The sequence below is a fragment of the Ramlibacter ginsenosidimutans genome (genome assembly GCF_016654015.1).
GTDB lineage: Bacteria > Pseudomonadota > Gammaproteobacteria > Burkholderiales > Burkholderiaceae_C > Ramlibacter > Ramlibacter ginsenosidimutans.
On the sequence record NZ_JAEPWM010000010.1, the window covers coordinates 102,052 to 127,853 of the forward strand.

The following is a 25,802-nucleotide window of genomic DNA, read 5'->3' on the forward strand; positions in this document are numbered from 1 at the left end:
GGGTCCGCGCCCGTTCTGGAGACCCCATTGCACATCGCCCGCGCCCTTGCCCTCGCCCGTGAAGCGATCGGCTTCACCGAGCCGAATCCGCGCGTCGGCTGCGTCATTGCCAGCGCCGACGGCGTGGTGCTGGGCGTTGGCCGCACGCAGCCGGCGGGCCAGCCGCATGCGGAGATCATGGCCATGCGCGACGCCGCAGCGCGCGGGCACGACGTCGCCGGGGCCACCGCGTACGTGACGCTGGAGCCCTGCTCCCACCACGGCCGCACGGGCCCCTGTTGCGACGCACTCGCGGCCGCCGGCATCGCGCGTGTGGTCGCTTCGGTGCAGGACCCCAATCCGCTCGTGGCCGGCCAGGGCTTCGCGCGGCTGCGAGCGGCCGGGATCGCCGTCGAGGTCGGGCCCGGGGCCGAGGAGTCACGGGCCCTGAACATCGGCTTCTTCAGCCGCATGGTGCGCGGCACGCCCTGGGTGCGGATGAAGATCGCCGCGACCCTCGACGGCCAGACGGCGCTGGCGAATGGCGCGAGCCAGTGGATCACGGGCGAGGCCGCGCGCGCCGACGGCCATGCCTGGCGTGCGCGGGCCGGCGCGATCCTGACCGGCATCGGCACCGTGCTCGAGGACCAACCGCGCCTCGACGTGCGCCTGGCCCCCGTCGGCCAGCAGCCGCCGCTGGTGATCGTCGACAGCCGCCTGCAGACCCCGCCCCATGCCGCGCTGTTCGAGGTGCCCGCGCGACCGGTCTGGATCTATGCGGCCGAAGCGCATCCGCAGGCGCAGCGCGCGCTGGAGGCACGCGGTGCCAGCGTCACCCACCTGCCCGGCCCCGGTGGCAAGGTGGACCTCGCGGCGCTGCTGAAGGACCTGGGTGGCCGGGGCGTCAACGAGCTGCACGTGGAAGCCGGATTCAAGCTCAACGGCTCGCTGCTGCGAGAAGCGCTGGTCGACGAGTTCCTCGTGTACCTTGCGCCCAAACTGGTCGGGGCGGGCCAGGGCATGGTGAACATCGGGCCACTGGCTGCGTTGAGCGATGCGGTCGCCCTGGAATTCGGCGAGGTCGAGCGCATCGGCGCCGACCTGCGCGTGCTCGCGCGCGTGTCCCGACCGGCCGGCTTCTAGGCCATTTGCGCCGGCGCGGGGCGGCCCCGGCCGAACCTGCGAAAATGCCCGGATGTTCACCGGCATCATCACCGGCGTCGGGCGCATCGCCGCCATCGACGACCTCGGCTCTTCCCGCCAGCACGGCAAGCGGCTGACCCTCAGCGCGCCCGCCGGCTACCTGGACGATGTCGGCCTGGGGGACAGCATCGCCCTCAACGGCGCCTGCATGACGGTCACCTCGCTCGACGCCAACGCCGGCCGCTTCAGCATCGACATCTCCGCCGAATCGCTTGCGCGCACCGCGGGGCTGGACCGGCCCGGCCCGGTGAATCTCGAAAAGGCCTTGCGCCCGCAGGACCGCCTGGGCGGCCACCTCGTCTCCGGCCACGTCGACGGCGTCGGCCGCGTGCTGAAGATGGAGCCGGTGGGCGAAAGCTGGGAGCTGCGCATCCTGGCGCCGCGCGAGCTCGGGAAGTACCTCGCGTACAAGGGCTCGATCACCGTCAACGGCGTGAGCCTCACCGTCAATTCGGTGAGCGACACGGCGGACGGCGCGGAGCTGAGCATCAACCTCATTCCGCACACGGTGCAGAACACGGCGCTGCACGCGCTGCAGGCCGGTAGCGCCGTGAACCTCGAAATCGACCTCATTGCCCGCTACGTGGAGCGCATGCTGGGCGCCGGAAAGGTGGACGCATGAACGCACGAGCCCCCCTCCAACCCGTGGCCGTCTCGCCGGTCGAAGACATCGTGGCCGACATGCGCGCGGGCCGCATGGTGATCCTCGTGGACGAGGAAGACCGCGAGAACGAGGGCGACCTCGTGCTGGCGGCGGACCACGTGACGCCGGAGGCGGTCAACTTCATGGCCCGCTTCGGCCGGGGCCTGATCTGCCTGACGCTCACGCGCGAGCGCTGCGAGCGCCTGCACCTGCCGCCCATGGTGGCGCGCAACGGCACCAAGATGGGCACGGCGTTCACGGTCTCCATCGAAGCGGCCGAAGGCGTCACCACCGGCATCTCCGCCGCCGACCGTGCACGCACGGTGCAGGCGGCGGTCGCACGCGACGCGCGGCCGCAAGACCTCGTGCAGCCCGGCCACATCTTCCCGCTGCAGGCCGTCGACGGTGGCGTGCTGATGCGCGCGGGCCATACCGAGGCCGGCTGCGACCTCGCGGCCATGGCGGGGCTCACGCCGGCTGCGGTGATCTGCGAGATCATGAAGGACGACGGCACGATGGCGCGGCTGCCGGACCTGCAGCTCTTCGCCGCCGAGCACGGCCTGAAGATCGGCACCATCGCCGACCTGATCCACTACCGCAGCCGCACCGAAAGCCTGGTCGAGAAGGTCGGCCAGCGCCCGCTGGTGACGGCCTATGGGGAATTCATGGCGCACGCCTGGCGCGACAAGCCGAGCCAGGGACTGCACATCGCGCTGGTCAAGGGCGAGTGGCAGCCGACCCAGGAAGTGCCGGTGCGCGTGCACGAGCCGCTGTCCGTGCTCGACGCGCTGGAAGTGAACCGCTCGATGCACTCCTGGAACCTCGACGCCAGCCTGCAGCACATCGCGCAGGCGGGCCACGGCGTGGCGGTGCTGCTCAATTGCGGCGAGACGGCCGACCAGCTGTGGGCGCAATTCGAAGGCACCGCGCGCTCGGCGCAGGCGCCGGAGCGCGGCCGCATGGACCTGCGCACCTACGGCGTGGGCGCGCAGATCCTGCGCGAATGCGGCGTGCGCCGCATGAACCTGATGGGCACGCCGCGGCGCATGCCCAGCATGGCCGGATATGGCCTCGAAGTGGCGGGCTATACGCCCCGCCCGCAGAACACATAGAAGAAGGATTCCCATGTTCGGAGCAGACAAGGGCACGGCCGATCGCCTGGACGGCAAGGACCTCGTCATCGGCATCGTGCAGGCGCGCTTCAACCAGGGCGTGACCAACGCGCTGGCCAAGGCCTGCTGGGACGAGCTGCTGGCGCGCGGCGTCAACGAAAAGGACATCGAGCACGTGCAGGTGCCCGGGGCGCTGGAAGTGCCCGTGGCGCTGCAGGCCATGGCGGAGAAAGGCGGCTACGACGCGCTGGTCGCGCTCGGCTGCATCATCCGCGGCGAGACCTATCACTTCGAGCTGGTCGCCAACGAGTCGGCCGCGGGCGTCACGCGCGTGGCGCTGGACTACCAGTTGCCCATCGCGAATGCGATCCTGACCACCGAGAACATCGAGCAGGCCCTGGCACGGCAGGCCGACAAGGGCCGCGATGCCGCTCTGGTCGCCATCGAGATGGCCAACCTGCTGGAAGACATCGGATGACGACCAGCGCAGCGAAGAAGTCCTCGACCAAGCCGCCGCGCAGCCGCGCGCGCGAATTCGCGGTGCAGGGCCTGTACCAGCACCTGGTGGGCCGCCAGGACGCCGAGTCCATCGACCAGTTCACCCGCGGCCTGTCCGGCTTCCACAAGGCCGATTCGGTGCACTACGACGCGCTGCTGCACGGCTGCATCCGCGAAGCCGCGCAGCTCGATGCGCTGATCGCTCCCCTGCTCGATCGCAAGCTCGAGGAGCTGTCGCCGATCGAGCACGCGGTGATGTGGATCGGCGCCTACGAGTTCCAGCACGCGCCGGAAGTGCCCTGGCGCGTCGTCCTCAACGAATGCATCGAACTGGCCAAGGAGTTCGGCGGCACCGACGGCCACAAGTACGTCAACGGCGTGCTGAACGGGCTGGCGCCGCAGCTGCGCGGCCCCGAGGTCGAGGCGGACCGCGCGACCGGAAAAGCCCGGTGATGGCGCCGCGCCCTTCGGAGACCGCCGGATGAAGCTTTCCAGGCGTGCCGAACGCATCGAGCCGTTCTACGTGATGGAGGTGGCGAAGGCGGCCTCGCAGATCGCGCGCGAGGTGGCCGGCAGCGCCAGCCCCATGATCTTCCTGAACATCGGCGAGCCGGACTTCACCGCGCCGCCGCTCGTGCAGGAAGCGGCCGAGCGCGCCATCCGCGACGGCCGCACGCAGTACACCCACGCGCTGGGGCTCGACAGCCTGCGCGAGCGCATCAGCGGCTGGTACGCGCAGCGCTTCGGCGTCGACGTGCCGGCCCGGCGCATCGTGGTGACGGCCGGCGCGTCGGCGGCGCTGCAGCTGGCCTGCCTGGCGCTGATCGACGCGGGCGACGAGATCCTGATGCCGGACCCCAGCTATCCCTGCAACCGCCACTTCGTGAGCGCGGCCGAGGGCGAGGCGGTCCTGATCCCCACGACGGCGCAGGAGCGCTACCAGCTCAGTGCCGCCAAGGTCGAGGCGCACTGGGGTCCGCGCACGCGCGGCGTGCTGCTGGCCTCGCCCTCCAACCCGACCGGCACCTCGATCCATCCGGACGAACTGCGGCGCATCCACGCCTTCGTGCAGGGCCGGGGCGGCATCACGCTGCTGGACGAGATCTACCTGGGCCTGTCGTACGAGGACACCTTCGGCCACACGGCGCTCGCGATCGACGACCAGGTGGTGAGCATCAACAGTTTCTCCAAGTACTTCAACATGACGGGCTGGCGCCTGGGCTGGATGGTCGTGCCCGACGCCCTGGTGCCGGCCCTCGAACGGCTGGCCCAGAACCTGTTCATCTGCCCGAGCGCGGTCGCGCAGTACGCCGCCCTCGCCTGCTTCGCACCCGAGAGCATCGCGGAGTACGAGCGGCGCCGCTCGGAATTCAAGGCGCGGCGCGACTGGTTCATCCCGCAACTGCAGGCCATGGGCCTGCCCGTGCCGGTGCTGCCCGACGGCGCGTTCTACGCGTGGGCCGACTGCAGGGAGGCCGCACGCCACCTCGGCGTCGAGGGCAGCTGGGACTTCGCCTTCGAGGCCATGAAGCGCGCGCACGTGGCGGTCACGCCCGGGCGCGACTTCGGCAGCGCGGAGACCTCGCGCTTCATCCGCTTCTCCACGGCGAATTCCATGGCGCAGTTGCAGGAGGCCGCGGCGCGGCTGAAGGGCATGCTCGGGTGAGCCAGGGCGCCTTCCAGTGGCCAGTGCGCGTCTATTGGGAAGACACCGATGCCGGCGGCATCGTCTTCTACGCCAACTACCTGAAGTTCTTCGAGCGGGCCCGCACCGAGTGGCTGCGCTCGCTCGGCGTGGCGCAGCGCACGCTCAAGGAAGACGCGGGCGGCATGTTCGTGGTCAGCGAGACATCGGTGCGCTATCTCGCGCCCGCACGCCTGGACGATGAACTTCTTGTTACGGCCCAGCTCCAAGAGAGTGGCCGGGCGTCTCTCATAATCGCCCAGGAAGCCCGTCGGGACGGTAAGTTGCTGGCGCTTGGGACGATCCGCATCGGGTGGGTCGACGCCGCGACGCTGCGGCCGGCCCGCATTCCGGACGCGATCCTCGCAGTCCTCCAACAGAAGAAGGCATGAACCAAGACCTTTCGATCCTGCCGCTGGTGCTAGGCGCCAGCTGGGTGGTGCAGCTAGTGATGCTCCTGCTCCTCGTGGTGTCCATCACCAGCTGGGCCGCCATCTTCCGCAAGCTCTTCTCCCTGCGCCGCGTGAAGTCGCTCAACGACGACTTCGAGCGCGAGTTCTGGTCGGGCACCAGCCTGAACGACCTGTTCTCCGCCGCTGCCCAGAACGCCAAGACGGCGGGCCCGATGGAGCGCATCTTCGCCTCCGGCATGCGCGAGTACCAGAAGCTGCGCGAGCGCCGCATCGGCGACGCCGGCACGCTGCTCGACGGCGCGCGCCGCGCCATGCGCGCGAGCTTCCAGCGCGAGATGGACAACATCGAGACGCACCTGTCCTTCCTGGCCTCCGTCGGCTCGGTTTCGCCCTATGTCGGCCTGTTCGGCACGGTGTGGGGCATCATGCATGCGTTCACCGGCCTGGGCGCGCTGCAGCAGGTGACGCTCGCCACGGTGGCGCCCGGCATCGCCGAAGCGCTGGTGGCCACGGCGCTCGGCCTGTTCGCGGCCATCCCTGCCGTCGTCGCCTACAACCGTTATGCGCGCGACATCGACCGGGTGGCGATCCACATGGAGACCTTCATCGAGGAGTTCTCCAACATCCTGCAGCGCAACCTCGGCGCGCTGAGCGCCACGCCCTCGGGGTTCTGAGATGCCGAGCGTCGCGCATCGCGGCCGCGGGCGCCGCACGATGAATGAGATCAACATGGTCCCGTTCATCGACGTCATGCTGGTGCTGCTGATCATCTTCATGGTGACGGCGCCGCTGATCACGCCGAGCGTCATCGACCTGCCCACGGTGGGCAAGGCCGCGCGGCAGCCGGACAAGATCCTGCAGGTGCTGATCGGCAAGGACGAGCACCTGGAGCTCAAGAGCGGCGACAAGACGCAGGCGATGAGCCTGAGCGACATCGCCGACAGCGTGAAGCAGCTGCAATCCGGCCAGCCGCCCGGCAGCGTCCCGGTGGTGATCAGCGCCGACCGCAACGTGAAGTACGAGACCGTCGTGAAGGTGATGGACTCCCTGCAGCGCGCCGGCGTGCAGCGGGTGGGCCTGTCCGTGAAGCTGGCTTCCTGAGGCCATGCACGCCGCCGCCGACCGACTGCAGTTCGCGCCGCCCCCGCCACCGGGGCTGCTGCGCTCGTTCGGGCTCGCGGTCGTCGCCCACCTCCTGCTGCTGCTCGCACTGATCTACGGCTTCCACTGGCAGCGCGAAGCGCCGCAGGATGCCGTGGAAGCGGAGCTCTGGTCCTCGGTGCCGCAGCAGGCCGCCCCCAAGCCGGAGCCCACGCCTCCCGCGCCGCCCCCGCCGCCGCCGCAGCCCGTGGTCAAGCCGCCGCCGCCGGCGCCGCCGGTGAACCGCGACGCGGAGATCGCCCTGGAGCGCGAGCGCCAGCAGAAGGCGCTCGAGGCGAAGGAGCGGCAGCAGCAACTCGCGCGCGAGCGCGCACTACGCGCGAAGCTGGAGGCGCAGAAGAAGCACGAGCAGGAGCTCGCGCAGCAGCGCGCGGAGGAACTCGCGCAGAAGAAGCTGCAGGAGCAGAAGCTCGCCGACGCGAAGCGCAAGGAAGCCGAAGAGAAGAAGCGCAAGCAGCAGGAGCGCGAGCAGCGCGAGGCGAAGTTGCGCGAAGACCTGCGCAAGGAAACGATGGCACGCCTGACCGCGGCGGCCGGCACCGGCGCGCCGAACGCCACGGGCAACGCCACGCGATCCGCCGGCCCCTCGGGCAGCTGGGCCGGCAAGGTGCAGGCGCGGGTGCGGCCGAACATCGTGTTCACCGACGACGTGTCCGGCAACCCGGAGGCGCTGGTGCGCGTGCGGCTCGGCCCGGGCGGGATGATCCTGGGCAAGCCGCTGCTGGTGAAGTCCAGCGGCTCCAAGGCTTGGGACGATGCGGTGGTCCGCGCCCTCGAACGCACCGAGAGCCTGCCGCCGGACACCGACGGGCGCTATCCGTCCCCGGTGGAGATCGCGTTCAAGCCCAAGTCCTGAGCGCCTGCGGGTTCTTCGCGGTTCTTCGTAGGCTGGGGTGAGCCGCAGGCGAACCCCAGCTTGCTGCGCGACGCTGGATCGCTGGGGTTCGCGGTTGCTCACCCCAGCCTACGAACTACGAACTCACGCGGTCGCCCGCCTCGGGCCCGGCGTGTCATCCCACCGTCAAGCTTCGTAGACGATCTGCGCCTGCCCGCCGTGGGCCTGCGCCATCCAGCTCGCCAGCGCCGCGTCGGTGGGGAAGAAGCGGGCCTGCTCGCCCAGCTGCAGCTCCGCCACCGCGCTCTCGCGCTGCACCTGCAGGCGCACGCCGAGGCCGCGCAGCAGTTCGCCCTGCTCCGTCTGTTCCTTCTTCGGCGGGAAATCGCGCAGCAGGCGCTCGATGTCCGGCACCACGCCGTTCACGGCCACCTTCAGGTACTTGCCGAAGCGGCAGCGCGCGGTCGCGAGGTCCCAGATCTGCTGCACGTTGAGGCGGAAGCCGCCCGAGAAGCGGTCCGGCTGCAGCTTGGCCTGCACGATGACCAGCTCGTCGTCCTTGAACCAGCCGCGGTGCGGGTTGAACACCGACTCGTCGGCCGCGGCGTCGATCACGTCCGTCTTGTCGTCCAGCTTGAACAGCGCCAGCTTGCCGCGCTGCCCGTTGATGATGCGCATGTCGTTGACGATGCCCGCCAGCATGAGCGGCTCGCGCGTGTCCACCAGTTCATCGATGCGGCGCTTGCAGAAGCGGCGCACCTCGCGCTCGACTTCGTCGAACAGGTGGCCCGAGAGGTAGAAGCCGACCGCGGTCTTCTCCTGCGACAGCCGCTCCTTCACGCCCCAGGGCGTCGCTTCCACGAGGTCCGGCTCCTGCGTGCTGGCCGCATGCGAGTCGCCCATGTCGAACAGCCCGCCCTGGTTCGCGTTGGCCTCGGTCGTGGCGGCGAACTCGAACGCGCGATCGATCGACGCCACCAGCGTGGCGCGGTTCAGGTGCAGCGAGTCGAAGGCGCCGGCCTTGATCAGCGCTTCCACCGTGCGCTTGTTGATGCGGGAGCGGTCCACGCGGCAGCAGAAGTCGTACAGGCTCTTGAAGGGGCCGCACACGGACCCGGAGGGGCCGTCTCCCTTGCCCTCGCGCGCGGCGACGATCGCCTCGACGGCGGACTGGCCCGTGCCCTTCACCGCGCCCAGCCCGTAGCGGATCGCCTTGTCCGAGATCGGCTCGAAGCGCCAGGTGCCGCGGTTGATGTCCGGCGCCTCGAAGCTCATGCCGAAGTTCTTGACCGCGTCCTCGAACAACACCTTGAGCTTGTCGGTGTTGTCCATTTCGATGGTCATGTTGGCGCAGTAGAACTCCGCCGTGTAGTGCACCTTCAGCCAGCCCGTGTGGTAGGCCAGCAGGGAGTAGGCGGCAGCGTGCGACTTGTTGAAGCCGTAGCCCGCGAACTTCTCCATCAGGTCGAAGATCTCGTCGGCCTTTTCCTGCGGGATGCCGTGCGTCTTGTGCGCCCCTTCGCGGAACCGCTCCCGGTGCACGGCCATCTCCTCGGCCTTCTTCTTGCCCATGGCCCGGCGCAGCAGGTCGGCGCCGCCGAGCGAGTAGCCGCCCAGGATCTGCGCGGTCTGCATCACCTGCTCCTGGTAGACCATGATGCCGTAGGTCTCGCTGAGCATGTCCGCCACCGCGGGATGCGGGTACTCCACCGTCTCGCGCCCGTGCTTGCGTGCCACGAAGCTGGGGATCAGGTCCATCGGGCCGGGGCGGTACAGCGCGTTCAGCGCGATCAGGTCTTCCAGGCGCGTGGGCCGCGCGTCGCGCAGCATGCCCTGCATGCCGCGGGATTCGAACTGGAACACCGCTTCGGTCTTGCCGTCGGAGAACAGCTTGTACGTGTGCGGGTCGTCCAGCGGAATGTTCTCGAACGTGAACCCTTCCTGGCCCGGATGGCGACCGACGATGAACTCGCGCGCGAGCTCCAGGATCGTGAGCGTGGCCAGCCCCAGGAAGTCGAACTTCACCAGGCCCGCGGCTTCCACGTCGTCCTTGTCGTACTGGCTCACCGCGGAGTCGCTGCCCGGCTGCTGGTACAGCGGCGTGAAGTCGGTGAGCTTGCCCGGCGCGATCAGCACGCCGCCGGCGTGCATGCCGATGTTGCGCGTCATGCCCTCGAGCTTCTGCGCCAGCTCCAGCAGGGTCTTGACCTCGTCCTCGCGCTGGTAGCGCTCCTTGAGGATCGGCTCCTGCTCCAGCGCGTCGGCGATCGTGATGTGCGTGCCCGGCTTGTTCGGGATCAGCTTGCTGATGCCGTCGCAGAACGTGTAGCTCATGTCCAGCACGCGACCGACGTCGCGCACCGCGGCGCGCGCGGCCATCGTGCCGAAGGTGGCGATCTGCGAGACGGCGTCGCGCCCGTACTTCTCCTTCACGTACTCGATGACGCGGTCGCGGTTGCCCTGGCAGAAGTCGATGTCGAAGTCGGGCATGGACACCCGCTCCGGGTTCAGGAAGCGCTCGAACAGCAGGTTGTATTGCAGCGGGTCCAGGTCGGTGATCTTCAGCGCGTACGCGACCAGCGAGCCGGCGCCCGAGCCGCGGCCCGGGCCCACCGGGCAACCGTTGTTCTTGGCCCAGTTGATGAAGTCGCCCACGATCAGGAAGTAGCCGGGGAACCCCATCTTCAGGATGGTCCCGAGCTCGAACTCCAGCCGCTCCTCGTAGCGCGGGCGCTGCCGCTCGCGCTCGGCTTCGTTGGGGAACAGGTGGACCAGGCGCTCCCTCAGGCCTTCGTGCGACGCGTAACGGAAGTACTCGTCGATCGGCATGCCGTTGGGTGTGGGGAAGTTCGGCAGCCGCGGCTTGCCCAGCTCCAGCACCAGGTTGCAGCGGCGCGCGATTTCCAGCGTGTTCGCGATGGCGGACGGCAGGTCGGCGAACAGCTCCAGCATCTGCGCCGAAGACTTGAAGTACTGCTCGCGGGTGAACTTGCGCACGCGCCGCGGATTGCCCAGGATCTCGCCTTCGGAGATGCACACGCGCGCCTCGTGCGCCTCGTAGTCCTCCTCCTTGGTGAATTGCACGGGATGCGTCGCGACCACCGGCAGGTTCAGCCGCGCGGCGAGCTGCACGGCGGCGCTCACGTGTGCCTCGTCGTCGGGCCGGCCGGCGCGCTGCACCTCGATGTAGAAGCGGTGCGGGAACAGGCCCGCGAGCTGCAGCGCGAGCTCGGAGGCGCGGCTCCCGTCGCCTTGCAGCAGCGCCTGGCCGACCGCGCCGGCCTGCGCGCCGGCCAGCAGGATGAGGCCCTCGCCCAGCTCCTGCAGCCATTCGAGCTTCGCCACGGCCTGGGCACGCACGACGTTGCCGGTCCACGCGCGCGCCAGGATCTCGCACAGGTTCAGGTAGCCGCGGTGGCTCTGCACCAGCAGGATCACGCGCGAGATCGCGTTGGGGTCGCCGCCCAGGCCCTGCAGCATCAGCTCGCAGCCGATCACGGGCTTGAGCCCCGCGCCGCGCGCTTCCTTGTAGAACTTGATCGCGCCGAACAGGTTGTTGAGGTCGGAGATGCCCAGCGCCGGCTGGCCGTCGGCCGCCGCCGCCTTCACGATCTCCTCGATGCGGTTGGTGCCGTCGACGACGGAGAATTCGGTGTGGAGGCGCAGGTGCACGAACATGGTCCAATTGTAGGAAGCCGGCGCCCCTTGACATCCTGCCGGAATCCCCTCCCGTGAACAAAGTCCTCAACGTCTCCGCCTACCTGTTCGTCCCGCTGCCGGACGCGGCTGCGCTGCGCGAGCCGCTGCTCGCGCGCGCCCAGGCGCTGGACCTGAAGGGAACCATCCTGCTGGCCGGGGAAGGCATCAATTTGTTCCTGGCCGGCGCGCCGCAGGCGGTGCGCGCGCTGCTCGATCACCTGCGCGCCGACCCGCGCCTGGCGCGGCTCCAGGCCAAGGAAAGCTGGTCGGAGACCGTGCCGTTCGCCCGCATGCGCGTGAAGCACAAGCGGGAGATCATCCGGATGAACCATCCCGCGATCCAGCCGGCCGAGGGCCGCGCCCCGGTGCTGGACGCCCGCACGCTGCAACGCTGGCTGGACCAGGGCCACGACGACGCCGGCCGTCCGGTCGTCACGCTGGACACGCGCAATGCGTTCGAGGTGGACTACGGGACGTTCGCGGGCGCGATCGACTGGCGCCTGGACAAGTTCAGCGACTTCCCGGCCGCCCTGCGACGCCACGCGGACGACCTGCGCGGCAAGACCGTGGTGAGCTTCTGCACCGGCGGCATCCGCTGCGAGAAGGCAGCGCTGGTGATGCGGGAAGAAGGCCTGGAGAACGTGTGGCAGCTCGAAGGCGGCGTCCTCAAGTACTTCGAGGAAACCGGCGGCGCCCATTTCGCGGGCACGTGCTTCGTGTTCGACGACCGCGAGGCGCTGGATCCGGGGCTGCGGCCGGCGCCGCTGGAGGGGGCGTAGCGGTCGATCGGGACAGAGGAACGCAGAGGACGCAAAGGCTACGCAGAGGACGCAGAGAATTCATCCGAAGGATTTTCCTTCCCTGTTTTCCTCTGCGTCCTCTGCGTAACCTCTGCGCACTCTGCGTTCTTCCTGCTCATTAGCGCGACGCCTACGACCGCGGCTCCGGCGGCGTGAAGCGGGTCGGGGGCAGCGGGATGAACTCCGGGTCGCCGGGGACCGTGCCCATGCGCATCGCTTCCCAGTCCGCGCTGGCTTGCAGGATGCGGTCCTTGCGGCTGGAGACGAAGTTCCACCAGAGGTGGCGCGGCGCGTCGAGCGGTTCGCCGCCGACCAGCACCATGCGCGCGCCGGCCGCGGCGAAGACGGTCGTGGGGCGGCCGGGTTGCAGCACGGCCATCGTTTTCTCCGGCAGCGGCTGGCCGTCGACCTCGACGCCGCCTTGCACCGGATAGAGCGCTTGCTCCTGCGCGAGCGGCGGCAGTTCGATGCGGCCGCCGGCGGGCAGCCAGATATCGAGGTACAGCGCGGGCGACAGCGACGGCACCGGCGAGCGCGCGCCGAAGGCCTCGCCCACCAGCACGCGCACGCGGCCGGCGCCGACGCTGCATTCGGGGATCGCGTCGGCCGGCGTGTGCGAGAACGAAGGCTGCGCTTCCTCGTGCGCAAGCGGCAGCGCGGTCCACAGCTGCAGGCCGTGGTTCACGTAGCGCGCGTCGCGCAGGTGCCCGGGCCGGCGCTCGGAATGCACGATGCCGCGGCCCGCCGTCATCCAGTTGATCGCGCCGGGCTCGATCAGCTGCTGCGAGCCCAGGCTGTCCCGGTGCATCATCGCGCCGTCGAACAGGTAGGTGACCGTGGCGAGGCCGATGTGCGGATGCGGGCGTACGTCGTGGTGCTCGCCGGGCAGCTCCTCGCTCGGACCGAAGTGGTCGAAGAAGATGAAGGGTCCGACGCTGCGCTGGCGCGCCTGCGGCAGCAGCCGCCGCACGACGAAACCGCCACCCAGGTCCTTCTCTTGTCCGTCGAGCTGCTGCCAGGCCATGCGCCATCGTAGCAACGGCGCGCGCGACCCACACGGCGGCAGGGTCGTTGAACGGAACTGAACGCTGTCGTGAATGCAGGCGCAGGATGCAGGCGGGCGTGCCACCTAGAGTGCGCTCTCCCCAACGAAAGAGCACATGGCAAAGATCCTGGTCCTGTACCACAGCTTCTACGGTCACATCGAGACCATGGCGCAAGCCGTCGCGAAAGGCGCGCGCGAAGTCGCAATGCAGGTGGACGTCAAGCGCGTTCCCGAAACGATGCCGGACGAGGCCTTCCGCGCCGCCGGCGGCAAGGCGAACCAGGCCGCACCCGTCGCGCAGCCGGCGGAGCTGGCCAACTACGACGGCATCATCTTCGGCACGCCCACGCGCTTCGGCAACATGACGGGCCAGATGCGCACCTTCCTCGACCAGACCGGCAGCCTGTGGATGCAGGGTGCCTTGGTCGGCAAGGTCGGCTCGGTGTTCACGTCGAGCGCGACGCAGCACGGCGGCCAGGAAAGCACCATCCTCACGTTCATCCCCACGCTGCTGCACCAGGGCATGGTGGTGGTGGGCCTGCCGTATTCGGAGCAGCGCCAGATGGGCCTGGACGAAATCAAGGGCGGCAGCCCCTACGGCGCCTCCACGATCGCCGGCGGCCAGGGCGAACGCCAGCCGAGCGAACAGGAACTCGGCATGGCCGCGTTCCAGGGCAAGCACGTGGCGACGATTGCGACGAAGTTGTTTGGTTGAGAGTAGGAACGCAGAGTGCGCAGAGGTTACGCAGAGGACGCAAAGGAATTCATCAAAAGGAATCCTTGGCGCTTTCTTCTCTGCGTCCTCTGCGTAACCTCTGCGTCCTCTGCGTTCTCCTGTCCGATCACCCACTAGCCCTTGAACCGCGCCGCAATCTGCGCGACCCGCTCGCCGAACAGGCGGGCCGTTTCCAGGTCGCCGGCGGACATCGCGTCCGCCCCCGCGTCGCTCGGCGATTGCGCCATCGCGCCGCTGTACGAGACCAGGTAGTTCGAGTCGTCGCGCTTGGCGGCGCGGGTGTTGCTGGGCATCAGGCCCTGGCTCACCCAGATCATCCCGTGCTGCATGGCCAGCGTGAAGAGCGTCAGCAGCGTCCCCTGCTTGTCTCCGCTCATGCCGGCGCTATTCGTGAAGCCCGCGGCGATCTTGTCCTTCCAGGCCTGGGCATACCAGGGCCGCGACGACGCATCCGCGAACTTCTTGAACTGCCAGCTCACGCTGCCCATGTAGGTGGGCGAGCCGAAGATGATGGCGTCGGCGGCCTCCAGCTGCTCCCATCCGCCGGCGGGCAGGTTGCCCTCCGCGTCGATGGCGAGCAGCCGGGCGCCCGCGCCCTGGGCCACCGCCTGCGCCATGCGCTGCGTGTGGCCGTAGCCGGAATGGAAGACGACGACGATGTCGGGCATGCCGACACTCTACCGAAGCTGGAGGAAGCGCGGGCGCCTCCTCCAGGTCACGGTCACGCGCGCTTGCGGCCGTCGATGCTGAACGCGCCCGCGCCGAACGCGGCGAAGGCCAGCAGGCCCCCCGCGATCGCGAGGTTCTTGTAGAAGTTCAGCCGCTGCATGTACACGGCCGCTTCCGGCGCCGCCCAGTAGTTGTGGAAGATCGGCGAGATCACGATCGTGAAGACCGCCAGGCCCAGCGCGGCCCAGCGCGCCCGGAACCCAAGCAGCAGCGCGAGGCCGAGGCCCAGTTCGCAGAAGACGGCGATGGCCGCGCACACCTCGGGCAGCGGCACGCCGCCCTTGGCGATGTAGGCCACCGTGCCCGCGAATCCCATCAGCTTGCCCCAGCCCGAAGGCACAAACAGCAGCGCGATCAGCACGCGCCCCGCGAGGGTGAGCGCGTTCTGCGCGGGGGACAGCGCCAGCCCGGTGGCGGGATCGCTTGCGTACGGGTTGGCGGTGGAAGACAGGGTGGCCATGGTTGCTCCTCGGTGAAAAAACTCGTGATCAGTGTTGCGCCAGCTCGAAGACCAGCACTTCGGCGTCCTTGCCTTCCGACAGGACCAGTTGCGATTCTCGCTCCAGCTTGGCGGCGTCGCCCGCGGACAGCCGCGTGCCGTTGACGGAGAGCTCGCCGCGGATCAGGTGCACGTAGACCGGCCGCTTCGCATCGACCGCGAGTGTCGCCTTCTCGCCGCCGTCGAACAGCCCCGCGTACAGGCGCGCATCGGCGTGGATCAACACCGAGCCGTCCGCACCGTCGGGCGATGCGACCAGGCGGAGCTTGCCGCGTTTCTCGCTTTCAGGGAAGCGCTTTTGCTCGTAGCCCGGCTCGATGCCGCGCACGTTGGGCTCGATCCAGATCTGCAGGAAGTGCGTGGTGCGGTCCGGCGCATGGTTGAACTCGCTGTGCATCACGCCGCGGCCCGCGCTCATGCGCTGCACGTCGCCAGGCGGGATGCCCTTCACGTTGCCGATCGTGTCCTTGTGCGCCAGCTCGCCGGACAGCACGTAGCTGATGATCTCCATGTCGCGGTGGCCGTGCGTGCCGAAGCCGGTGCCGGGGGCGATGCGGTCCTCGTTGATCACGCGCAGGTTGCCGAAGCCCATGTGCTCGGGGTCGTGGTAGCCGGCAAAGGAAAAGCTGTGGTGGGACTTCAGCCAGCCGTGGTCGGCGTAGCCGCGGTCCTGGGACTTGCGAAGGGTCAGCATGTTCGGCTCCTTTGAATGTCCGCAACTGTAGGCGCCGGACGCACGGCATCGCGGGTTCTGCTTTGATGGCATCATTCAAATCCCTTGAACGATACCGGACGCCCCGCCCCCACGCCCCGTGACGTGCTGACGCCCGACACGCTCGGCGTCGTGCAGGCCGTCGCCCGGCATGGCAGCTTCGCCGCGGCCGCGCGCGACCTCGGCCTGGTGCCCAGCGCCGTGACCTACCGCGTGCGGCAGCTCGAGGACGCGCTGGACGTGCTGCTGTTCGATCGCAGCTCGCGCCAGGCGAAGCTCACCGCGGCGGGCAACGAGCTGCTGTGCGCGGGCCAGCAACTGCTGCTGGACATCGACGCGATGGCCAATCGCGTGCGCCGCGTGGCCACCGGCTGGGAAGTGGAGTTCACCGTCGCCGTGGACAGCGCGCTCTCCTGCTCCACGGTCATGGAGCTGGCCGAGTCCTTCTACGGCCTGCAACCCACGACGCGCCTGCGCATCCGCGAAGAAGTGCTGGCCGGCACGCTGGAATCCGTCGTCACCGGACGCGCCGACCTGGCCCTGGGCGTCGTGCTGGAGCCGGGCACCACGGCCGGCATCCAGAGCCACGAGCTCGGCGACCTCGCGTTCGTGTACTGCGTGGCGCCGCACCACCCGCTCGCCTCGGTGCCGGAACCCATCGCCGACGACGTGCTGCTGAAGCACCGCGCCGTCGCCGTGGCCGACTCGGCCCAGCAGCGTGGCGGCGCGATCACGATGGGCCTGCTCGCGGGCCAGGACGTGCTCACGGTCTCCACGATCGCGGCGAAGCTCGATGCACAACTGCGCGGACTCGGTGGCGGCTTCCTGCCCGAGCCGGTGGCGCGTCCCCATATCGCGAGCGGCCGGCTGCTCGTGCGCGAACTGCAGCGGCCCACGCGGCGCGTGCGCATGAGCTATGCGTGGCGCAGCGTCGGCAACCTGGGCCCGGGCCGCGCGCTGCAGTGGTGGCTCGCGCAGCTCGAAAGCCCCACCACGCGCTCCGCCTTGCTGGAGCTGCGTCACGCATCGTGACCGGGTACCGCGGCCGCTTCGCGCCCTCGCCCACCGGGCCGCTGCACGCCGGCTCGCTGGTCGCCGCCCTCGCGAGCTGGCTCGATGCGCGCGCGCACGGGGGCGCCTGGCTGGTGCGCATCGAGGACGTGGACACGCCACGCTGCATCCCCGACGCCGACCGCGAGATCCTGCGCCAGCTCGCCGCCTGCGGCTTCGTGCCGGACGAGCCGCCCCAGTGGCAATCGCAGCGCACGGACGCGTACCAGGCCGCCCTCGACCGCCTGGTCGCTGAGGGGAAGGCGTACCCCTGCGCCTGCTCGCGCAAGGACATCGAAGTGGCGCTGCGCGCACTGGGTCGCACGCGTTCGCGGCACGGCGAGCTGGTCTATCCGGGCACCTGCCGCGACGGCCTGGGCGGCAAGGCACCGCGCGCCTGGCGCTTCCGCGTGCCGGAAGGCACGGTCGCGTGGACGGACCGACGTACCGGCGTGCACCTGCAGGACGTGGCGCACGAGGTCGGCGACTTCGTGCTCAAGCGCGCCGACGGTCTCTACGCGTACCAGCTCGCGGTGGTCGTGGACGATGCGGCGCAAGGCATCACGCACGTGGTGCGGGGCGAGGACCTCGTCGACAACACGCCGCGCCAGCTGCTGCTGCAGCGCGCGCTGCAGGTGCCGCAGCCCTCCTACCTGCACGCGCCGCTGGTGCTGGGGCCGAACGGGGAGAAGCTTTCGAAGCAGAACGGCGCGCAGCCGCTAGACCTCGCCGACCCGCGTGCGGCCGTGGTGCAGGCCGCGGCCGTGCTGGGCTTGCAACCCGAAGGCGCGACGCTCGCCGATGTCCTGGCCCACGCCGTGCGTGCCTGGGGCCTGCGCTGGCCGTAGGGGACAATCGGGGCATGAGCGACGACCCGAACACGCCCGAGAGCGTGTCCCATCCGCGCGGCATCCGCAGCTACGTGCTGCGCACGGGCCGCACCACGGTCGGCCAGGCCAAGGCGATAGAGACGCTGGGTCCGCAGTACCTGGTGCCGTACCAGCCGCAGGCCGTCGACCTGGCGACGCTGTTCGGCCGCCAGGCGCCCACGATCCTGGAGATCGGCTTCGGCATGGGCGAGGCCACCGCGCACATCGCGGGCCTCATGCCGGAGAAGAACTTCCTGTGCTGCGAAGTGCACACGCCCGGCGTGGGCGCGCTGCTCAAGCGGATCGGCGACCTGGGCCTCAGCAACATCCGCATCGTGCAGCACGACGCGGTGGAGGTGCTGGAACACATGCTGCCGCCAGCGTCGCTCGCGGGCGTGCACATCTTCTTTCCCGATCCCTGGCACAAGGCGCGGCACAACAAGCGGCGGCTCGTGCAGCCGCACTTCCTCGCGAAGCTGTTGCCACGCCTGCGCAGCGGCGGCTACATCCACTGCGCCACGGACTGGGAGCCGTATGCGCAGCAGATGCTGGAGGTGCTTTCGGCCGAGCCTGCGCTGCAGAACACCGCCGACGGCTATGCGGCGCGGCCGGACTACCGGCCGCTGACGAAGTTCGAGAACCGCGGCCTCAAGCTGGGCCACGGGGTCTGGGACGTGGTGTTCACCAAGCGCTGACCGACTTGCATTGCTCCTTCCTCCTCCCGGGGAAGGCTGGGATGGGGGCAGTGCGTCGCGCGTGCACCCATCCCGGCCCTCCCCCGGAGGGGAGGGAGAAAGAGGATCAGGCCTGGATCTCTTTGGCCGTGATCTGGTACTTGAAGTCGTCGGGCGCGTAGGAGTCGAAGCGGCCCTGCTGGTCCTCGGCGATCGGGTACATCAGGAAGCCCAGCTTGCCCATGCGCGCGCCGGGCAGTTCCACGTCGTGCGCCGTGTTGAAGCCGACCCAGTTGCCTTCCCAGCCGCCGTACAAGGCCTTGTACACGGGCGCGACCAGCGGGTCGGACACGGTCTTGATCCAGGTGGGCGTCTCTTCGCGCATCACCTTCGCGACGTCGGCCGGATCCATCGCCACCCAGCCGTGGGCCTGCAGGAACACTTCGGCGCGGCAATGCTGCGCGCCCTTCAGGCTGGCGGAGTTGCCACTGAGCGCCTTGTAGCCGAAGGCCGAAGGCGCGAGCCGCACGCCGTACACATCGCGTGCCGGCACGCCCGCGGCGCGGCACAGCCCGACGAACAGCGCGTTGATGTCCGCGCACTTGCCGCCCAGGTTGCCGGTTTCCAGCATCGTCTTCACGTCGCCCGCGCCGCAGCCGCGCACCGTGGGCTCGCGCCACGCGTTGCCCACGACCCAGTCGTAGATGCGGCGCACCTTCTCCTCGTCGCCGCGCGCATCGCCCACCGCCTTCAGCGCGGTCTCGCGCACGATGCCGTCGGTGGGGATCAGCGAGGTCGGGGCGAGCCAGTAGGCACGCGACTCGGAGTCCATCGCCACCGGCGTCCTGCGGCTCCAGTCCACGGCGCGGTTGCGCGTCTGCACGCGCGTCGTGAGCTCGACGTAGGGCTGCGTGATCGAGGCGTCGAAGTCCGCCTGCAGGATGCCCGTGCCCTCGCGTCCATCGGTCGTGCGCGTTGCCTTCCCGTTGGTGGCGAAGCTGCTCTCCAGCGGGCGCTGCCAGTCGGTGTCGACCGTGGGAATCGGCAGCCACACGCGCGTCGCGCCCTGCGACAGGTTCACGTCCACGCGGGTGGTGAGCTCGAAGGTGCGCCAGTCGCCGGGGCGCGGTGCGAACTGCCGCGCCTCGGCGAACGCGGCGAGCGGCGAGGCGAGGACACCGCCGGCGGCGGCGAGCTGGAGGAAGTGGCGGCGGGTGTTCATGACGGCGGATTATGCGGGGCGCCTATTCCCGATCAGCCGGAAAGGTCAAGGCGCGCGCGGCGCCCGCAGCCTCACGTCCAGAGCGACTCGACCAGCTTGCCCGCCTCGGTGGAACTCCAGTCGTACTGGCCGGTGACGCGCCAGCGCGCACGACCGTGCGCGTCGAAGCCGACCGTGGTCGGGAACACCTTGACGCCCCAGGATTCGGCGCCGGCGCCCATAGGGTCCAGCACCACAGGTACGGCCCAGTTCGCGCTGCGCACGTGGCGCTGCACGGCGACGGCGCGTTCCTTGAAGTTCACGGCCTGGAACACGAGCCGGTCGCTGTAGAAGTCGGCCATCTGCTGCAGCATCGGCATCTCCGCGCGGCACGGCTCGCACCAGGTCGCCCAGAAATTCACGACGGTGGGCTTGCCGGGCGCGGGCACCGCGATCGACTTGCCGTCCAGGTCGAGCGCCTGGAAGCCGGCGAGTCCGGAGTCACCGGTGAAGCGCTCGATCCTGCCTTGGGCATGGATGCCCGTGACCACGGCCGCAAGCGTCCCCGCGATGAAGATGCGGCGGGAGAGTGTCTCGCGTGCGTGCCCCTCACCCCGGCCCTCTTCCCAGAGGGGGGAGGGAGAAACTCCCTCGGGGTGCACTTCGCTCATACGCGGTCCGCCACCCATTGCTGCACCGATTGCAGCGCGCCTGGCAGCTTGCTGGCGTCGGTGCCACCCGCCATCGCCATGTCGGGCTTGCCACCGCCCTTGCCACCGACCTGCTGCGCGACGAAGTTCACCAGCTCGCCCGCCTTCACCTGGCCCATGCGATCGGCCGTCACGCCCGCGGCCAGCTGCACCTTCGCGCCGTCCACGGTGGCCAGCACGATGGCCGCCGACTTGAGCTTGTCCTTGAGCTTGTCCATGGTGTCGCGCAGCGTCTTCGCATCCGCGCCTTCCAGGCGCGCCGCCAGCACCTTGAAGCCCTTGACGTCCACGGCCTGGGACACGAGCTCGTCGCCTTGCGAGGACGCCAGCTTGCCCTTCAGCTGCGCCACTTCCTTCTCCAGCGTGCGCACCTGCTCCAGCACCTGCGCCACGCGGCCGTTCAGTTCCGTCGGGGCGGCCTTGAGCGAACCGGCGACCGTCTGCACCGTGGACTCCAGCTGCTGGAGGTAGGCGAGTGCGTTGGCGCCGGTCACCGCCTCGATGCGGCGGATGCCGGCGGCGACGCCCGACTCGCCGACGATCTTGAACAGGCCGATGTCGCCCGTGCGCTGCACGTGCGTGCCGCCGCACAGTTCGCGGCTGCTGCCGATGTCCAGCACGCGCACGGTCTCGCCGTACTTCTCGCCGAACAGCATCATCGCGCCGGTCGCCTTGGCCGACTCGATGTCCATCACGCGCGCCTGCGTCGGGTGGTTCTCCAGGATCTCGGCGTTCACGCGCGCCTCGATCTCGCGGATCTGCGCGCTCGTCACCGGCGTGTTCTGCGTGAAGTCGAAGCGCGTCTTGTCCGGATCGACCAGCGAGCCCTTCTGCTGCACGTGCTCGCCCAGCACCTCGCGCAGCGCCTTGTGCATCAGGTGCGTGACCGAGTGGTTGCGCATCGTCGCCGCGCGGCGCTTCATGTCCACCTTCGCCAGCACGTGGTCGCCGACGTTGAGCGTGCCCTGCGTGAGCTGTCCGTGCTGGCCGAACACGTCGGCGCGGATCTTCTGCGTGTCGTCCACCTGGAAGCGCGCCGAGCCGCTCTCGATCAGGCCGGCGTCGCCCACCTGGCCGCCGCTCTCGGCGTAGAAGGGCGTGGTGTCCAGCACCACGATGCCTTCCTGGCCGGACTTCAGCGCCGCCACGGAGGTGCCCTCGACGTAGATCGCGGTGATCTTCGCGCTGGCTTCCAGCTTCTCGTAGCCGACGAACTTGTTCACTTCGCCCGCGTACTCCAGCACGCGGTCCATCTTGAACTTGCCTGCGGCGCGGCCCGCGGCCTTCTGCTTGTCCATCGCGGCGTCGAAGCCGGCGACGTCGACCGTCACGCCGCGCTCGCGGCAGACGTCCTGGGTCAGGTCCAGCGGGAAGCCGTAGGTGTCGTGCAGCTTGAACGCGACTTCGCCTGGAAGCACCTTCTGGCCGCCGGCCAGGGCGGCATCGAGGATGTCCATGCCGTTGGCCAGCGTCTCGTAGAAGCGCTCCTCTTCCGCCTTCAACACCTCCATCACGCGCTGTTGCGCCTTGGCCAGGTGCGGGTAGGCCGTGCCCATCTGCTTGACGAGGTCGGGCACCAGCTTGTGGAAGAACGGCGTCTTCTGGCCCAGCTTGTAGCCGTGGCGGATGGCGCGGCGGATGATGCGCCGCTGCACGTAGCCGCGGCCTTCGTTGGACGGGATCACGCCATCGGCCACCAGGAAGGAGGTGGCGCGGATGTGGTCGGCGATCACGCGCAGCGACGGGTTCGCCAGGTCCTGGGTGTGCGTCTCGCGCGCAGCCGCGGCAATGAGCGCCTGGAACAGGTCGATCTCGTAGTTGCTGTGCACGTGCTGCAGGATCGCGGCCAGCCGCTCCAGGCCCATGCCGGTGTCCACGCAAGGTGCGGGCAGCGGCCTGACCGAGCCGTCGGGCTGCATGTCGAACTGCATGAACACGTTGTTCCAGATCTCGATGTAGCGATCGCCGTCGGCATCGGGACTGCCGGGCGGCCCGCCGGGGATGTGCGGGCCGTGGTCGTAGAAGATCTCGGAGCACGGGCCGCACGGGCCGGTATCGGCCATCATCCAGAAGTTGTCGGAGGCGTAGCGCGCGCCCTTGTTGTCGCCGATGCGCACCACGCGCTCGGGCGGCAGGCCGATCTCCTTGGTCCAGATGTCGTAGGCCTCGTCGTCCTCCATGTACACCGTGGCCCAGAGCTTGTCCGCCGGCAGCTTGTAGACCTCGGTGAGCAGCTCCCAGGCCCACTTGAGCGACTCGCGCTTGAAGTAGTCGCCGAACGACCAGTTGCCGAGCATCTCGAAGAAGGTGTGGTGCCGCGCGGTGTAGCCCACGTTCTCCAGGTCGTTGTGCTTGCCGCCGGCGCGCAGGCAGGCCTGCACGGACGCGGCGCGCACGTAGGGGCGCTTGTCGGTGCCGAGGAAGACGTCCTTGAACTGCACCATGCCGGAGTTCGTGAACATCAGCGTGGGGTCGTTCGCCGGCACCAGGGAGCTGGAGGGCACCACCGTGTGGCCCCGCTCCTTGAAGAAATCAAGGAAGGTCTGGCGGATGTCGGCGACGGTGAATTGGGCAGTGGTCATGGGGAGTCCGATGAACCTTCGATTATAGGTTTCGGACCCTGCACGCCCGGCCTGCGCGCCACAAACCCCCGCCGCACCGCGGCTCTGCCGCCGCTGCGCGCGGCGCAGCGCGCCAGCCTAGAAGTCGGCTTCGAACTCGCCCGGGGGCACGAGGTGGGTCAGCGCGCGGAAGGCGCCGAGCGCCAGCAGCACCTGCGCGGCGACGAAGATCGGCAGCGGCGCGATGCGCGCGGCGAACTCCGGCGCCCTGGCCAGCACCGGGGCGGCTTCCGCGGGCAGCACACCGAGCGCGTAGCCCAGGCTGCCCGATGCAGCCGCCACGGCCACTGCGTACAGGCCGATGCCCACGGCGAGCAGGCGCAAGCCCCGCCGCGGAAACAGCATGCGGCGATGCAGCTGGCTCATCCGCGCGAACAGCGCCACCACGATCAGGGCGAGGAGCAGGTCGGGCAGCCAGCGCACGGGCCCGATGCGCGCGGCCAGGCCGCGCACGCCCTCCAGCGGCGCCAGGGTGGAGAGGAAGGACGCGAGCAGGAGCACGAGGCCCACGAACAGGCGCTTCATTTCGCCCTGCTCCACCGGCTGGTGAGCCGCCGGTCTTCGTCGGGTGGGCTGTCCAGGCGAACGAGCACCGCGACGCCGGCGACCAGCACACCGATGCGCGCGAGCAGTTCCAGCGCCTGCACCGCCATGTGCGGCAGCGACGGCGACGCCGACACCCCGCTGGCCGCGATCCCATCGGCCACGGCTTCGGCGAGCTGCGCAAGCGACCACTGCACGTGCAGCGCGAGGTACAGCAGCGAGCAGCATGCCAGCACCGCGGCCCAAACGCTCCAGGGCGGCACGCGCTCGGCGAGCTGGCCATGGCGGAACAGCACGCGCGCGGGCACGAGCGCAACGACGGCCGACAGCGCCGCGAGGTCGGCGCCAGGAACCTGCACCGCCTGCGGATCGACACCGCCTTGCTGCAGCAGGAACTGCAGCGGGAACAGCAGGGACAGCAGGACGGTCAGTCCCAGCAGCACGGATCCTTTTCGCAGCATGGCGCGCCCTCCCCGCAGCAACCCCTTGCCGATTTTTAAGGGAGCTGCGGCCAGGCGGCCGCGCCGGCGCGCTGCGTGGTCGTGGCGGGCCGACGAGCGTCGTGCGCGGACGCCACAGTCGGCGCCTCGGCCGCCAGAGCCCCGCCGGCCGAGGCGGGTGAACCGGTGCCGGCTGCCCCGTCCTGGCCGTCGAGGGCGCGATGGCCAGCAAGTACCGCAACGCCGGCCAGACCTGCGTGTGCGCCGATCGCCTGTACGTACAGGAGGGCGTGTGCGACGCCTTCGTCGAGAAGCTCGCGGCCAAGGTGAAGCCGATGAAGGTCGGCAACGGCTTCGAGGACGGCGTGGTGCAAGGTCCGCTGATCGAGCTCGCCGCCATCGAGAAGGTGCAGCGCCACGTGCAGGACGCGCTCGCCAAGGGCGGCAAGATCGTCGTGGGCGGCAAGAAACTGCAAGGCCAGTTCTTCGAGCCCACGGTGATCGCTAACGCCACGGGCGACATGCTGTGCGCGCGCGAGGAAACCTTCGGACCGGTCGCCCCGGTGTTCCGCTTCCGCACCGAGCAGGAAGCCGTCGACGCCGCGAACCACACGGAGTTCGGCCTCGCGAGGTACTTCTACAGCCGCGACATCGGCCGCATCGCTGGAGTACGGCATGGTCGGCATCAACACCGGGCTGATCTCCACCGAGCATGTGCCCTTCGGCGGCGTCAAGCAGTCCGGCTTGGGCCGCGAAGGCTCGACCGACGGCATCGACGAGTACGTCGAGATGAAGTACCTCTGCATCGGCGACGTGCTGGGCTGACTCAGCGGCGGGTGCGCCTGGGGCATGCGGCGCGTCCTACAACAAGCGAAGGGCACCGCCGACCCTGGCTCGGGAGGGTGCGCGGGACAGTGTGCGTCAGTTGATACAACTTTCGCCGGAGATTCACATGCCCCAGATCACCCATTGGAGCGAAGCACTGCTGACGTCGCTCGCAGCGGCGCTCGCACTGCTGTTTTCCGCCATCCCGAAGATCATCGGCTTCGGCCTGATCATCATCGTCGGCTGGTTCGTCGCTTCGCTGATCGACCGGGGACTGGCCGCGATCCTGCGCTCGATTCACTTCAACGATCTCTCGCGGCGCGCCGGCCTCACCGACTTCGTCGAGCGCATGGGCATGAACACGGATCCCGCCGGCCTGGTCGGACTGGTGGTGAAGTGGTTCATCCGGCTGATCGCACTGGTGGTCGCCTTCGACGCGCTGGGCCTGCCCGCGGTGTCGGACGTGCTGCGCCAGCTGCTGCTGTGGCTGCCGAACGTGGTGGTTGCGCTGGTGGTGCTGGTGATCGGCGGCCTGGCTGCGCGCGCGCTCAGCAACGTGGTCCGCGGCGCCGCGAGTGAAGCCGGCCTGTCCAACACCAACTTCCTCGCCAAGGCCTCGGCCACGGTGGTGTGGGCTTTCGCGATCGTCGTCGCCGTCAACCAGCTGGGCATCGCGACCGAGCTGGTGAACACGCTGTTCATGGCGGTGGTCGGCGCCGTGGCGCTGGGCATCGGCCTGGCCTTCGGCCTCGGCGGCCGCGAGACGGCGGCTGAGATCACGCGCAAGTGGTACTCCAAGGCCCAGGAGAACTCCGGCAAGATGAAGCAGGTCGCGCAGAACGTCGGCGAGCAGGCGCAGCAGCGCAGCCCCGGCACCACCGAAGCCGGCCAGTGGCCCACCGGCGGCTACCCGCAAGGCGGCGGCATGCCCGGCGGGCCGGTGCCTGCGGACAAGCGCCACGATTCCGAAGGCGGCTGAGCTGTAGCACGGACGAGTCGATGGGCCCCAGGCGGGGCCCTTTTTTTTGCGTCGTCGTTATTTCGTGGAGCGTTCACTCGTGGCCTCTGCGGAGGCCGGTGGGCGTCGCGGCAGGCGGCGTGCGGGGAAGATCACGGGCCCT

26 protein-coding genes and 1 pseudogene are annotated in these 25,802 nt (G+C 69.5%); 17 read left to right on the plus strand and 10 right to left on the minus strand.

The features are described 5' to 3' along the window. Positions 1-27: 27 nt before the first annotated feature. The 10 genes from ribD to tolA are packed head-to-tail and all read left to right on the plus strand — an operon-like array spanning position 28 to position 7,549. On the plus strand, positions 28-1,122 hold the full coding sequence (gene ribD, locus JJB11_RS20495) for a bifunctional diaminohydroxyphosphoribosylaminopyrimidine deaminase/5-amino-6-(5-phosphoribosylamino)uracil reductase RibD (RefSeq protein ID WP_201964982.1): 1,095 nt from the start codon (positions 28-30) through the stop codon (positions 1,120-1,122). Between the two features lie 52 nt (positions 1,123-1,174). Beyond that, positions 1,175-1,804: a riboflavin synthase gene (locus tag JJB11_RS20500; protein WP_201175888.1), complete on the plus strand. Its 630-nt coding sequence runs from the start codon at positions 1,175-1,177 to the stop codon at positions 1,802-1,804. Then, positions 1,801-2,937 (plus strand): bifunctional 3,4-dihydroxy-2-butanone-4-phosphate synthase/GTP cyclohydrolase II, encoded by a 1,137-nt coding sequence (gene ribBA, locus JJB11_RS20505; RefSeq protein ID WP_201175890.1) that lies wholly within the window; start codon positions 1,801-1,803, stop codon positions 2,935-2,937. The genes JJB11_RS20500 and ribBA overlap by 4 nt, the downstream gene beginning before the upstream one ends. 13 nt (positions 2,938-2,950) lie before the next feature. Beyond that, positions 2,951-3,415, plus strand: coding sequence for a 6,7-dimethyl-8-ribityllumazine synthase (ribH, locus tag JJB11_RS20510; RefSeq protein ID WP_201175892.1), 465 nt, complete (start codon positions 2,951-2,953; stop codon positions 3,413-3,415). Further along, positions 3,412-3,888, plus strand: a complete 477-nt coding sequence (gene nusB / locus JJB11_RS20515; protein ID WP_201175894.1) for a transcription antitermination factor NusB — start codon at positions 3,412-3,414, stop codon at positions 3,886-3,888. The genes ribH and nusB overlap by 4 nt, the downstream gene beginning before the upstream one ends. 28 nt (positions 3,889-3,916) lie before the next feature. Then, positions 3,917-5,101, plus strand: a complete 1,185-nt coding sequence (locus JJB11_RS20520) for a pyridoxal phosphate-dependent aminotransferase (protein ID WP_201175896.1) — start codon at positions 3,917-3,919, stop codon at positions 5,099-5,101. Beyond that, positions 5,098-5,511 carry a tol-pal system-associated acyl-CoA thioesterase gene (gene ybgC / locus JJB11_RS20525; RefSeq protein ID WP_201964983.1) on the plus strand — a complete coding sequence of 138 codons (414 nt, stop codon included), beginning with the start codon at positions 5,098-5,100 and terminating at the stop codon, positions 5,509-5,511. Before JJB11_RS20520 ends, ybgC begins: the two co-directional genes overlap by 4 nt. Then, positions 5,508-6,206, plus strand: coding sequence for a protein TolQ (tolQ, locus tag JJB11_RS20530; protein WP_201175899.1), 699 nt, complete (start codon positions 5,508-5,510; stop codon positions 6,204-6,206). Before ybgC ends, tolQ begins: the two co-directional genes overlap by 4 nt. Position 6,207: 1 nt before the next feature. After that, on the plus strand, positions 6,208-6,633 hold the full coding sequence (locus JJB11_RS20535; protein WP_201175901.1) for an ExbD/TolR family protein: 426 nt from the start codon (positions 6,208-6,210) through the stop codon (positions 6,631-6,633). Between the two features lie 4 nt (positions 6,634-6,637). Continuing rightward, positions 6,638-7,549, plus strand: a complete 912-nt coding sequence (gene tolA / locus JJB11_RS20540; protein ID WP_201175904.1) for a cell envelope integrity protein TolA — start codon at positions 6,638-6,640, stop codon at positions 7,547-7,549. A gap of 165 nt (positions 7,550-7,714) precedes the next feature. Here tolA and dnaE read toward each other — a convergent pair whose 3' ends face one another. Beyond that, positions 7,715-11,206: a DNA polymerase III subunit alpha gene (gene dnaE / locus JJB11_RS20545; protein WP_201175906.1), complete on the minus strand. Its 3,492-nt coding sequence runs from the start codon at positions 11,204-11,206 to the stop codon at positions 7,715-7,717. Between the two features lie 53 nt (positions 11,207-11,259). On the opposite strand from dnaE, the gene JJB11_RS20550 reads away from it, so the two are divergent. Beyond that, a complete protein-coding gene (locus JJB11_RS20550) occupies positions 11,260-12,006 on the plus strand; it encodes a sulfurtransferase (RefSeq protein WP_201175908.1) in 747 nt (248 codons plus the stop codon). A gap of 151 nt (positions 12,007-12,157) precedes the next feature. Here the strand turns inward: JJB11_RS20550 and JJB11_RS20555 are convergent, their stop codons facing one another. Next, on the minus strand, positions 12,158-13,051 hold the full coding sequence (locus JJB11_RS20555) for a pirin family protein (RefSeq protein ID WP_201175910.1): 894 nt from the start codon (positions 13,049-13,051) through the stop codon (positions 12,158-12,160). A 136-nt stretch (positions 13,052-13,187) separates the two neighbouring features. Here JJB11_RS20555 and wrbA point away from each other — a divergent pair, with 136 nt between their 5' ends. Then, complete coding sequence (gene wrbA, locus JJB11_RS20560; protein ID WP_201175912.1) at positions 13,188-13,787, plus strand: NAD(P)H:quinone oxidoreductase; 600 nt, start codon at positions 13,188-13,190, stop codon at positions 13,785-13,787. Positions 13,788-13,921: 134 nt separating this feature from the next. Here wrbA and JJB11_RS20565 read toward each other — a convergent pair whose 3' ends face one another. The 3 genes from JJB11_RS20565 to JJB11_RS20575 are packed head-to-tail and all read right to left on the minus strand — an operon-like array spanning position 13,922 to position 15,730. After that, positions 13,922-14,476 (minus strand): flavodoxin family protein, encoded by a 555-nt coding sequence (locus tag JJB11_RS20565; RefSeq protein ID WP_201175914.1) that lies wholly within the window; start codon positions 14,474-14,476, stop codon positions 13,922-13,924. 53 nt (positions 14,477-14,529) lie between these two features. Next, complete coding sequence (locus JJB11_RS20570; protein ID WP_201175916.1) at positions 14,530-14,997, minus strand: DoxX family protein; 468 nt, start codon at positions 14,995-14,997, stop codon at positions 14,530-14,532. 28 nt (positions 14,998-15,025) lie between these two features. After that, entirely contained in the window at positions 15,026-15,730 is a 705-nt protein-coding gene (locus JJB11_RS20575; RefSeq protein ID WP_201175918.1) for a pirin family protein, read from the minus strand. 84 nt (positions 15,731-15,814) lie between these two features. Between JJB11_RS20575 and JJB11_RS20580 the strand changes: the two genes are divergently transcribed. The 3 genes from JJB11_RS20580 to trmB are packed head-to-tail and all read left to right on the plus strand — an operon-like array spanning position 15,815 to position 18,362. Continuing rightward, entirely contained in the window at positions 15,815-16,780 is a 966-nt protein-coding gene (locus JJB11_RS20580) for a LysR family transcriptional regulator (RefSeq protein WP_201175919.1), read from the plus strand. Next, positions 16,774-17,646: a tRNA glutamyl-Q(34) synthetase GluQRS gene (gene gluQRS / locus JJB11_RS20585; protein WP_201176170.1), complete on the plus strand. Its 873-nt coding sequence runs from the start codon at positions 16,774-16,776 to the stop codon at positions 17,644-17,646. Before JJB11_RS20580 ends, gluQRS begins: the two co-directional genes overlap by 7 nt. Before the next feature lie 14 nt (positions 17,647-17,660). Then, positions 17,661-18,362 (plus strand): tRNA (guanosine(46)-N7)-methyltransferase TrmB, encoded by a 702-nt coding sequence (gene trmB, locus JJB11_RS20590; protein WP_201175923.1) that lies wholly within the window; start codon positions 17,661-17,663, stop codon positions 18,360-18,362. A gap of 106 nt (positions 18,363-18,468) precedes the next feature. Here trmB and JJB11_RS20595 read toward each other — a convergent pair whose 3' ends face one another. From JJB11_RS20595 to JJB11_RS20615, 5 genes are all read right to left on the minus strand, one after another. Next, positions 18,469-19,563, minus strand: coding sequence for a transglutaminase-like domain-containing protein (locus JJB11_RS20595; RefSeq protein WP_201175925.1), 1,095 nt, complete (start codon positions 19,561-19,563; stop codon positions 18,469-18,471). 71 nt (positions 19,564-19,634) lie between these two features. Continuing rightward, on the minus strand, positions 19,635-20,213 hold the full coding sequence (locus JJB11_RS20600) for a TlpA family protein disulfide reductase (RefSeq protein ID WP_201175927.1): 579 nt from the start codon (positions 20,211-20,213) through the stop codon (positions 19,635-19,637). Continuing rightward, a complete protein-coding gene (gene alaS, locus JJB11_RS20605) occupies positions 20,210-22,834 on the minus strand; it encodes an alanine--tRNA ligase (RefSeq protein WP_201175928.1) in 2,625 nt (874 codons plus the stop codon). The genes JJB11_RS20600 and alaS overlap by 4 nt, the downstream gene beginning before the upstream one ends. A gap of 117 nt (positions 22,835-22,951) precedes the next feature. After that, entirely contained in the window at positions 22,952-23,398 is a 447-nt protein-coding gene (locus JJB11_RS20610; protein WP_201175930.1) for a hypothetical protein, read from the minus strand. Further along, positions 23,395-23,877, minus strand: coding sequence for a hypothetical protein (locus JJB11_RS20615; RefSeq protein ID WP_201175931.1), 483 nt, complete (start codon positions 23,875-23,877; stop codon positions 23,395-23,397). Before JJB11_RS20615 ends, JJB11_RS20610 begins: the two co-directional genes overlap by 4 nt. Before the next feature lie 200 nt (positions 23,878-24,077). On the opposite strand from JJB11_RS20615, the pseudogene JJB11_RS26160 reads away from it, so the two are divergent. Beyond that, positions 24,078-24,681 (plus strand): annotated as a pseudogene (locus JJB11_RS26160) (aldehyde dehydrogenase family protein). Positions 24,682-24,808: 127 nt separating this feature from the next. Beyond that, positions 24,809-25,660 carry a mechanosensitive ion channel family protein gene (locus JJB11_RS20625; RefSeq protein ID WP_201175933.1) on the plus strand — a complete coding sequence of 284 codons (852 nt, stop codon included), beginning with the start codon at positions 24,809-24,811 and terminating at the stop codon, positions 25,658-25,660. The last annotated feature ends 142 nt before the right edge of the window (positions 25,661-25,802 follow it).